This window comes from Bradyrhizobium sp., from assembly GCF_019242285.1.
Classification (GTDB): Bacteria; Pseudomonadota; Alphaproteobacteria; order Rhizobiales; family Xanthobacteraceae; genus Bradyrhizobium.
This window is the reverse complement of sequence record NZ_JAFAVV010000761.1, coordinates 1-10136: the sequence shown is the minus strand read 5'-3', so window position 1 is coordinate 10136 and position 10136 is coordinate 1. Positions and strand designations below refer to the sequence as shown.

The 10136-nt window shown below is 67.1% G+C and carries 9 protein-coding genes; 7 read left to right on the top strand and 2 right to left on the bottom strand.

Going from position 1 to position 10136, the window contains the following annotated elements; genetic code table 11:
* The first annotated feature begins 665 nt into the window (after positions 1 to 665).
* The gene (locus JOY90_RS31145) at positions 666 to 2288 is read left to right on the top strand and encodes an ATP-dependent Clp protease adaptor ClpS (RefSeq protein WP_291694928.1); all 1623 of its coding nucleotides are present in this window, start codon (positions 666 to 668) and stop codon (positions 2286 to 2288) included.
* A gap of 106 nt (positions 2289 to 2394) precedes the next feature.
* Here the strand turns inward: JOY90_RS31145 and JOY90_RS31140 are convergent, their stop codons facing one another.
* Positions 2395 to 2844 carry a hypothetical protein gene (locus JOY90_RS31140; RefSeq protein WP_291694927.1) on the bottom strand — a complete coding sequence of 150 codons (450 nt, stop codon included), beginning with the start codon at positions 2842 to 2844 and terminating at the stop codon, positions 2395 to 2397.
* A gap of 100 nt (positions 2845 to 2944) precedes the next feature.
* Positions 2945 to 3520: a TetR/AcrR family transcriptional regulator gene (locus tag JOY90_RS31135; RefSeq protein ID WP_291694926.1), complete on the bottom strand. Its 576-nt coding sequence runs from the start codon at positions 3518 to 3520 to the stop codon at positions 2945 to 2947.
* A 76-nt stretch (positions 3521 to 3596) separates the two neighbouring features.
* Between JOY90_RS31135 and JOY90_RS31130 the strand changes: the two genes are divergently transcribed.
* From JOY90_RS31130 to JOY90_RS31105, 6 genes are all read left to right on the top strand, one after another.
* A complete protein-coding gene (locus JOY90_RS31130; protein ID WP_291694925.1) occupies positions 3597 to 3890 on the top strand; it encodes a hypothetical protein in 294 nt (97 codons plus the stop codon).
* A gap of 11 nt (positions 3891 to 3901) precedes the next feature.
* A complete protein-coding gene (locus tag JOY90_RS31125) occupies positions 3902 to 4594 on the top strand; it encodes a PspA/IM30 family protein (protein ID WP_291694924.1) in 693 nt (230 codons plus the stop codon).
* Between the two features lie 10 nt (positions 4595 to 4604).
* On the top strand, positions 4605 to 4883 hold the full coding sequence (locus JOY90_RS31120) for a YiaA/YiaB family inner membrane protein (RefSeq protein WP_291694923.1): 279 nt from the start codon (positions 4605 to 4607) through the stop codon (positions 4881 to 4883).
* 112 nt (positions 4884 to 4995) lie between these two features.
* On the top strand, positions 4996 to 8406 hold the full coding sequence (locus tag JOY90_RS31115) for an acyl-[ACP]--phospholipid O-acyltransferase (RefSeq protein ID WP_291694922.1): 3411 nt from the start codon (positions 4996 to 4998) through the stop codon (positions 8404 to 8406).
* On the top strand, positions 8406 to 9152 hold the full coding sequence (locus JOY90_RS31110) for an alpha/beta fold hydrolase (protein WP_291694929.1): 747 nt from the start codon (positions 8406 to 8408) through the stop codon (positions 9150 to 9152). Before JOY90_RS31115 ends, JOY90_RS31110 begins: the two co-directional genes overlap by 1 nt.
* A 240-nt stretch (positions 9153 to 9392) precedes the next feature.
* The coding region (locus tag JOY90_RS31105) for a cache domain-containing protein (protein ID WP_291694921.1) at positions 9393 to 10136 on the top strand (744 nt) is incomplete at its 3' end.

The following is a 10136-nucleotide window of genomic DNA, read 5'->3' as shown; positions in this document are numbered from 1 at the left end:
AACAGAGGGCGCAGGGAAGGCCGGGTATCGACTGATACCCATGGCCCCCGTGCAGCAAATAAGCACGGGGTAGGAACCACAGGTTCAGCCGAGAATACCCGGCCCTCCCTGCGCGATGGTGTTAACGCCTATAACGCGCTCTCCCGGGTGAATGGGCTTTCTTGCCACCCTGATCGGCGGATCATCACCGCCGACGTGACGCCAGCGTCGCGGCGCCAGGACCACACGTCTTAGCAGTCCGCATCGAGCGCGCTCGTCTCGCGCGCCAACGCGTCCATCGCATCCCGCCGCCCACGTCCGTGACGATCGCGAGCCGCCCCTCTTGTGGCGGCAGGACGGGCGCATAATGCCACTGATTTGGGGTCGGCGTCAAATCGATTTCCGAAAATCGGAAGGCGTTCGGTGCGACAGATTGGCCCGACGGGCCGTTGCCGCATGACACGCACGGATTCGGCGCGGTCTTACCGGACGGACGCGAACCTCGATGCATCGTCGCGAACCGCGTCGGGCAGGCGCAGGGCATGAGAGCAGCGATACGCAAATGACGCGCGTGGATGTCGTTGCCCGACAATCGTCTGGAAATATCATAATACCTCTTGACGGCGCTCGCGCGGCGTGATGTTCTTATTTCGTTCTGGCATCGGGGTTATGTTCAGGGGGCTTGCATGCACGACGTCTTGGCTGACGCCGCGTCTTTTCGGATTGTCTTTCACAATGATGACGACACGCCTGCGACGTTCGTCGAGGACCTGTTGCAAAACGTATTCGGCCTGTCGCGGCGGGACGCGATCGCGCTGATCGTGCGGATCAGTCAGGATGAGCGCCCCGCCTGCGGGCCCTATCCCGCTGCCGTCACCAAGGCCTTGCTGGATGAGGCGCTAAGGCGCGTCCGGGCTGCCGGCCATCCATTCGTGATCACGAGCGAGGCGGTCTCTGGCACTCCCAGCGAGCCGCAGGAAACGCAATTCGAATATGCCTGCGAGGCGCTGTACTGGCACTTCACCGGCCTGCTGCGCGGTGGACTCGTCACCACGATGCGGCAGTTTCCTGGCCACATGCGCGCCGATCTGCAGGTCGCGATCGACCGGTTGTTCGCCGAACCCGTCCGCTTCTTCGGCATTCACGAGGAGCATCGTTACGAGACTTTGTCCTTTGCGCAGCTCGCGCGCGACGGCCGTCATGCCCAGGCGATCGCTCCGCCGCAATATTACGAGATCGATACCGGCGAGAGCGAGCCGGTCAGTTGCCTGCAAAACGGGTTGTGGCTGTGCCGGGCCGGCGAGCTCCGTTTCGCGGTCGTGCTTTGCTACCATCGCGAATACAGTCAGGAGGCGGGGCTGCGCATCGAGATCGCGGCGCCTGCGGGCGCGGAAGGCAAGGCGCTGGCGCAGCGCGCCTTCGCCGAGCTCGAGCGGGCCGTCGACGCCGCGCGCTCCTACCGCGGCAAGATCCTCTCGTTCGATGCGGCGGCCAGCTATCGCGGACGGTCGAGGGGCGTGATGGTGCACCGGATGCCGCCGGTCGCGCGCGAGGACGTGATCCTGCCGGAGCGGACGCTGAAGTTGCTCGACCGCAACGTGCTGCGCTTCATCGAAGGCCGCGACAATCTGCGACGCCTCGGCCTGTCCACCCGCAAGGGCATCCTGCTCTATGGGCCGCCCGGCACTGGCAAGACCCACACCATCCGCTACCTTGCGACCAGCCTGCCGGGGCACACCACGCTGATCATCACCGCGGCGCAAGTCGCCTATCTCGGCGCCTATATGAACCTGGCGCGACTGTTGCAGCCGGCCATGGTGGTGATCGAGGACGTCGACCTGATCGCGCGCGACCGCGACGAGATGGACGGGCCTTGCGAGGAATCGCTGTTGAACCACCTGCTCAACGAGATGGACGGCTTGAAGGAGGACGCCGACATCCTGTTCGTGCTGACCACCAACCGGCCGGAAGATCTGGAGCAGGCGCTGGCCGGCAGGCCCGGTCGCATCGACCAGGCCATCGAGGTGCCGCTGCCGGACGAGGCCGGCCGCGCCAGGCTGGTCCGGCTCTATGGCAAGGGGCTGCCGCTCGATCAGGCGGTCGTCGACGAGGCCGCGCGGCGCACGCAGGGCGTCAGCGCCGCTTTCATCAAGGAGCTGGTGCGGCGGATGGCGCAGAGCGCGATGTCACGCGACCGCGAATTGATCGAGATGGCCGACGTCGACGAGGCGCTCGACGACATGCTGTTCGCCGGCGGCCGGCTCAACGTCAAGCTGCTCGGCGGCGCGGCGGAACGGGCGAGCGCGTGACGAAAGGGCGCGGCGCCCTGCTCAGCGGTCGGGCGGCCGCAGGAAGATCGGAAGGCGAAGCACTCCCTCGCCACCGCGCGCCGGCTTCGCCTCGCGTCGCGGTGCGTCAGCGAGGGGGCGGCACTTTCGACAAGGTCAGGATCGCGTTGTCGTACCATTCGAGCCGCAGCCGCGGGCCGACGATCTTGAGGGTCGCGCCGGCATAGCCGAAATTTCCCTTGGCGCAGGCGAGCGTCGCGTCCGGTTCGAGAAACGGCCCTTCGCAGACATCGGAGAACGCCGAGCCCTTGCCGGGACGCCATTTCAACCGCTCGGTCGAGATGTCGAGGATGGCGCCCATGTCGGCGGGATCGTTCTGCGTCAGCGCCTGAATCTCGCCGCCCGGTTGAAGATCGACCGCGGTGACGCGCCACGCCCCCGTCAGGCGAGCCAGCGAAATTGTATCACCGGTCTGGGCCGTCGCCTCCAGCGAGGCCGCCAGCAGGCAAGCGGCCGCCACCAACCCTTGCTGCATGAAATGCACGAACGACGATCGCGTGTCTTTTGACATTCGCATGGCGTCCCCTCCCGGGCGGCGAAGCAATGCGGCACGCTGTCTGAACCGGACCTGAACCGCATACCAGCAATCCCGCCACATCGGACCCGCAATTTTGCCGTCAATCCGTCGAACGCATCCGCAACGGCGCGAGCCCGAGGCCCGACAGATACGTATCGACGAATTGCGCAATCTGGCCGCGCAATCGTTCCGGCGGCACCGCAACCATGCGCTCCTCGAGCCCGAGTGAGATGATGCCGTGCACCGCCGAGAACATCATGCGCGCCTGCAGCGCGATCTCCTCCGGATCGCGGTTCGGCATCAGGCGACGCAAGGGCTCGTACATCAATGCGAAGGCCTGCATCACCATGCCCAGGATGTCCTCGGGAAACGGACGGTCATCCTCCATGCGATGCTCGAACAGCGACCTCAGCAGATTGGCGTTCGCGACCGCGAAATCGAGGTAGGTCTCGGCAAAGCCGTGGAGCTGGCGGATCGGATCATCGCCGGGCACCGCAACCAGCCGTCGCGACAGCGCTTGAACCGTCTCGCGGTTGACGGTGAGGATCAGCCCGTCGAAGTCGCCGAACTCGTTATAGACGCTGCCGATGGAGCAGTCGGCGGCTTCCGCCACGTCCCGAACCTTCAATGACCTCAAGCCTTTGGCGGCAATGATGCCGCGCGCCGTCTCGAGCATCAGAAGTCGCCGCCGATTTTTTTTGCCGGCCCGCAAAGATTCTTCTTGAACATTGTTCATTTACCGATTATCCGTGTTGAACATTGTTCAAAATAGCGCAGAGGCCGACGAAATGCAAACGCTCGCCATCGAAGTTGCCACCACCTTTGCGGACGACGCCATTGCCGTCGTCACCGGCACCGGCCGGATCATCCTGGGCCTGTTGACGGCGCCGGTCGAGCGGATCGCCGCGGCCTGCGACGTCGCTGGCGTGCTGCCGGAGCGCCGCCCGTGGCTGCGCGCGGCGCCCGCCAACGGCGCAAGCGCTCGCCGACGGCGCTGGCCGCGCGCCTGCCTCGACCGGCTCCGCGCGCTCAGCAAGCTGACCTGAAGGAGATGGCAATGCATGAATGGCTCGCACGGCTGTTCGCGGCGCTGGCCGATCTGCAACGCAGGGAAGGCGCCTCGCTCGCCGATCTCGATCGCACGATCACGGCGGCACGCCATGCCCACACCGCCGCCCGCCGCGCGCTCGCCATCGCGATCGCCGAGGAGGCGCGCGAAGCCGAACGCCGCGCTGGCCTGGTCTCGCAGCTTGCCGATCTCGAGCAGCGCGCGATCGCCGCGCTCCGCGCCGGCCGCGACGGCCTCGCCCGCGAGGCCGCCGAGGCCATCGCCGCGATCACGACCGAGATCTGCGCCTCGCGGCGCGCCGCCGAGCGCTTCGCCGCCGAGGTGAGGCTGGCGCGGGGCGAGGTCGAGGCGCAGCGCCGCCGCCTTGCCGAGCTCGACCGCGGCCGGCGCCTGGCGCGCGTCGGCCACGCCCTCAATGCCACCGCGCCCGCTGCGCGCGCTGGACTCGACTGCTTCAGCGAGGCCGAGGCGGCGTTGGCGCGGCTGGTCGCCGAAAATGGCGACGCCCGCGCGGTGCGCGAGGAAATGGCGCCGCCCGCCGAGCGCCTGATCGAACGGATGGCGGAGGCCGGCTTCGGCCAGCCGATGCAGGTCCGCGCCGGCGACATTCTGGCCCGGTTGCGCGACGCCGCCGGACTGCCGGCGACGACTCTCATCGAATCCACCCCCGAAGCTCAATGAAGAGGTAGCCATGTCCACGAACCTATCGCATCTCGACCGGCCGAGCGGCGCCTGGGTCAATTTCTCCTACATCGCCTTCGCCGCGTCCGTGCTGATGGTCGGCGGCGGCATCTTCGCGCTGCCGCTCGACTGGTGGGTGCGCGCCTATTTCGCCATGGGCATGGGGATGGTAGTACAATCCTGCTTCACCCTCGCCAAGACCGTCCGCGACCTGCACGAGACGAGCCGCATGATCAACCGGATCGAGGAGGCGCGCACCGAGAAGCTCCTGAGCGCCGAGCGGAGCTAGCCCAGCCGCGTCCCCGTCAACATCTCGTTTCGCATCGACCGAAGAGTGCCTTGCAACCGGCGGCTTTCGGAGAACAATCCGTCGGCCGCTCGCAGATACAACAGGACTTATCATGATCAAGGAATTGATGTCGTCCCGCCGCTTCGCGCCGCTGTTCTGGGCCCAGTTCTGCTCCGCGCTGAACGACAACGTCTTGAAGAACGCGCTCGGCATGCTCTTGCTCTACGGCACGTTGACCTCGCATGGCGACATGCTGGTGACGATCGCGCTCGCGGTCTTCATCTTCCCGTTCTTCATCCTGTCGGGGCTGGGCGGCGAGCTCGCCGACAAATACGTCAAGTCGGTCGTCGCGCGACGGCTGAAATTCGCCGAGATCTTCGCCGCGGCGTTCGCGGCGCTGGGCTTCGCGCTGCAATCGGTGCCGCTGCTGTTCACCGCGCTGGCGCTGTTCGGGATCGTCGCGGCGCTGTTCGGCCCGGTGAAATACGCGATGCTGCCCGACCAGCTCGCGGTCGGCGAGCTCGCCACCGGCAACGCGCTGGTGGAAGGCGCGACCTTCCTGGCGATCCTGCTCGGCACCATCGGCGGCGGCCAGCTCGTCGCCGGCTCGACCCACATGGGATGGGTGTGCGCGGCCGTCATCCTGTTCGCGCTGTTATCGTGGGCCTTCGCCTCGCGGATTCCGGCGACCTCGCCCTCGGCGCCCGGGCTGTCGATCACCGCCAATCCCTGGGCCTCGACCCTTCATCTCCTGAGATCGCTCTATGCCGAGCCGCGGCTCTGGGACGGCATGGTCATCGTCTCCTGGTTCTGGCTCGCCGGCGCGGTGGTGATGTCGCTGCTGCCGGCCGTGCTGAAGGACGTCGTCGGCGGCACCGAGGGCGTGGTGACGCTGTGCCTTGCGGTGTTCGCGATCGGCATCGCGGCGGGCTCGCTGTTCGCGGCCCAGCTCTCCCATGTGCGGCCGAATCTCGCGCTGGTGCCGATCGGCGCCATCGTCATGGGCCTGGTCGGCCTCGACCTTGCGCTTGCGATCGCACGCGCCACGCATGGCAGCGACGTCACCGCTTTGGACTTCATGAGCTCGCTCTCGGGCGCGCACATGCTGCTCGACTTCGCGCTGTTCGCCTTCGGCGGCGGCCTGTTCGTGGTGCCGGCTTTCGCCGCGGTGCAGGCCTGGTCACAGCCGTCCGAGCGCGCCCGCGTCATCGCCGCCGGCAACATCCTGCAGGCGGGCTTCATGGTTGCCGGCACCGGCGTCGTCGCACTGCTGCAATATCTCGCGCTGCCGGTCGCCTGGTTCTTCTTCGGCCTCGGCGTCGCGAGTTTTGGCGCGGTATGGTTCGTGCTCGGCAAATGGGGCAAGGAAGGCGTGCGCGATTTCGGCGCGCTGATCTTCCGCGCGCTGTTCCGCACCGAGGTGCGCGGGCTGGAAAACCTGCCGCCGGCCGGCACCCGCATGCTGATCGCGCCCAATCACGTCAGCCTGATCGACGGCCCGCTGCTGCATGCGGTGCTGCCGATCGAGGCGAGCTTCGCGGTCGACACCGGCATCGCCCAGGCCTGGTGGGCGAAGCCGTTCCTGAAGCTGATCCGGCACTACACCATGGATCCGACCAAGCCGTTCTCGGCGCGCGAATTGATCAAGCTGGTGGCCGCCGGCGAGCCGGTCGTGATCTTCCCCGAGGGGCGCATCACGGTGTCCGGCTCGCTGATGAAGGTCTATGACGGCACCGCGATGATCGCCGACAAGGCCGAGGCCGTGGTGGTCCCGGTCCGCATCGAGGGCGCGCAGCGCTCGCATCTGAGCTACCTGAACAATGGCGAGATCAAGCGCGCCTGGTTTCCCAAGGTGACGATCTCGATCCTGCCGCCGGTGCAGCTCGCAGTCGATCCGGCGCTGAAGGGCAAGACCCGCCGCAACGCTGCCGGTGCCGCGCTGCAGGACGTCATGATCGACGCCATGGTCAAGACCGCAATGCTCGACCAGACGCTGTTCGAGGGTCTCGCCCATGCCTATCGCGACCGCGACACCGGCAAGGCGATCGTCGAGGACGCGCTCGGCACCAGGCTCACCTACCGCAAGCTGATCCTCGGCGCCCAGGTCTTGAGCCGCAAGGTCGAGCACGGCACCTCGGTCGGCGAGAATGTCGGCCTGCTGCTGCCGAACTCGGCCGGCGTCGCCGTGGTGTTCATGGCGCTGCAGTCGATCGGCCGGGTGCCGGCGATGCTGAACTTCTCGGCGGGACCTGTGAACGTGCTGGCGGCGATGAAGGCCGCGCAGGTCAGGACCGTGCTGACGTCGCAGGCCTTCATCGAGAAGGGCAAGCTCGACAAGCTGATCACCGCGATCGGCGCCGAGGCGCGGATCGTCTATCTCGAGGACATCCGCGCCACGGTTTCCACCATGGACAAGCTGCGCGGCTTCAAGGACGGCATCGCCCCGCGCGTTGCGCGCAACGCCAACGATCCGGCGGTGGTGCTGTTCACCTCCGGCTCGGAGGGGACGCCCAAGGGCGTGGTGCTGTCCCACCGCAACATCCTCGCCAACGCCGCGCAGGCGCTGGCGCGCGTCGACGCCAACGCCAACGACAAGGTGTTCAACGTGCTGCCGGTGTTCCATTCGTTTGGACTTACGGGTGGGATGATGATGCCGCTGCTCGCGGGGATTCCGATCTTCATGTATCCCTCGCCGCTGCACTACCGGATCGTGCCCGAATTGATCTACCAGACCGGCGCCACCATCCTGTTCGGCACCGACACCTTCCTGACCGGCTATGCGCGCTCGGCCCACGCCTATGACTTCCGCACGCTGCGGCTGGTGCTGGCCGGCGCGGAGGCGGTGAAGGACCGCACCCGGCAGGTCTACATGGAGCGCTACGGCATCCGCATCCTCGAAGGCTACGGCGTCACCGAGACCGCGCCCGTGCTCGCCATGAACACGCCGATGGCGAACCGCCTCGGCACGGTCGGCCGGCTGTCGCCGCTGATGGAATACCGCCTCGAGGCGGTCCCCGGCATCGAGGAAGGCGGACGGCTCTCGGTGCGCGGCCCCAACGTCATGCTCGGCTATCTGCGCGCCGAAAATCCCGGCGTGCTGGAGCCCTTGCCGGACGGCTGGCACGACACCGGCGACATCGTCGCCATCGATGCGCAGGGCTTTATCACGATCAAGGGCCGCGCCAAGCGCTTTGCCAAGATCGCGGGCGAGATGGTCTCGCTGTCGGCGGTGGAGGCGATGGCGGCGGCCCTGTGGCCGCAGGCGATCTCGGTCGCAATCGCGCTTCCCGACCCGCGCAAGGGCGAGCGCATCGCACTGCTCACGACGCAGAAGGACGCCGACCGCGCCGCCATGCAGCGGCAGGCCAAGACGACCGGCGCCTCCGAGCTCGCCGTCCCGGCCGCCATCCAGGTGGTCGACAAGGTGCCGCTGCTCGGCTCGGGCAAGACCGACTATGTCGCAGCAACCGCGCTGGCGCGCGAGCTTGCCTCGGTGCCGCCGGAGGAGCGCGAGGTCGCATGATGCGCAAACACACCATGCGGCCCGCGTCAATCGACGCGCGGCGCGGCGGCGTGGTGCTGCTCCACGGCATCGCGGTCGGGGCGTGGACGCTGAAGAGAATGGAGCGGGCGCTGCGGGCGCGCGGCTTCGCGACGCTGAACCTCGATTATGCCAGCCGCAAGAAGCCGCTCGATGCGCTGGCCGACGACATCCATCCGGCGGTGTCAGATTTTGCCCGCCGGCTCGATGGCCCGCTGCATTTCGTCGGCCACTCCATGGGCGGCCTGCTGGCGCGGGTCTATGTCGCGAAGTACCGGCCCGACCGGCTCGGCCGCGTGGTGATGCTGGGCACGCCGAACGGCGGCAGCGAGATCGTCGATCTGCTCCAGGCCTTCCCAATCTATCGCTGGTATTTCGGACCGGCTGGAATGCAGCTTGCCACGCGCCCGGACTGTCCACTGGCCGCGCTGCCGGCGCTCGATTATCCAGTCGGCATCATCGCCGGCAATCTTTCGATCTACCCGATCTCGTCGTTCATCCTGCCGAGACCGAACGACGGCAGGGTCTCGGTCGCAAGCTCGAAGCTCGCCGGCATGGCCGACCACGTCACGGTCAGGACCGTCCATAGCGCGCTGCCCTATCATCCGGCTGCGATCGGCCAGACCATCGCATTCCTGTCGGATGGAAATTTCGGGCTGCGCGCGCCGACGCGCTTTCGATCCGAAGTCCCGGGACATGATCTCGCCGCGCGCGGCTCGCAGTCATAGCCTGCACGGTTATGGATTACCTCGCTTGTATCTCCTTGATAGCTGATAGCTGACTGGGCAGCTTTGACCAGGTGGCGGGAAGATGTTACACGCTGACGTAGTGGCGTCGCCGGCCTGTCGCACTCGCGCCGTTGCAGGCGCGGTGGGAGCAGTCATCGCGGTGCTCCTGGCGGGTCCAACCGGTACCGATCTGCAGCTGGCTCTCACCGAGCCGCCAAGCGCGCCAGCACGGAGCCGGGCATGGGATTGTCGGCGCGTTTGACCGCGGGGATGGTCGCCTTGATCGTGCTCAGCGTTGCTGCCACCGGCGCGCTGACTTATCACAACGTATCCATCGTCGAGGTGCCACGCGGGCTTGATCGCCTCGACAGCCATGCTCGTCTGCTTGCCTCCGATCTCGAGGCCTCCGTGCGCGGATCGCGAAGCGATGCGCTGGGAATTCCGACAGCAGCGGCCGTCGCCCTCGAAGGCGTCAGGCGTACGACGCGAGCGGGCGGCGTAGATCCTTTCGGCAGCACGACGCTGGCCCAATGGCGCGGTGAACTGGGCGGGAGATTCGCCGCCCAACTCACCGCCAGCCCGGATTACGATCAGATCCGCCTGATCGGTGCCGCCGACGGCGGCCGGGAGATCGCGCGGGCCGACCGCTTTGGGCCAGGGAACACCGTCCGGGTCGTGCCCGAAGCCGAACTCCAGCCCAGAGGCGACCGCGACTACTTCCAGCGCGCCATGCGGCTGCACGGCGGCGAGGTCGATATCTCAGCGGTTGAGCTCGATCGGGAGCGCGGCGCGATCGATGCGCCGCATGTCCCGCTTGTCAGGGCGTCAACGCCGGTGGTGGGGCCGGACGGGAGGCCGTTCGGGATCGTGGTCATCGATATCGACCTGCGTGGACCATTCGCGCACGCGCGCGAAAGCGCACTGCCCGGCGGTAGAGTTTATATCGTCAACACCAGCGGCGATTATCTGGCCCATCCCGATCCG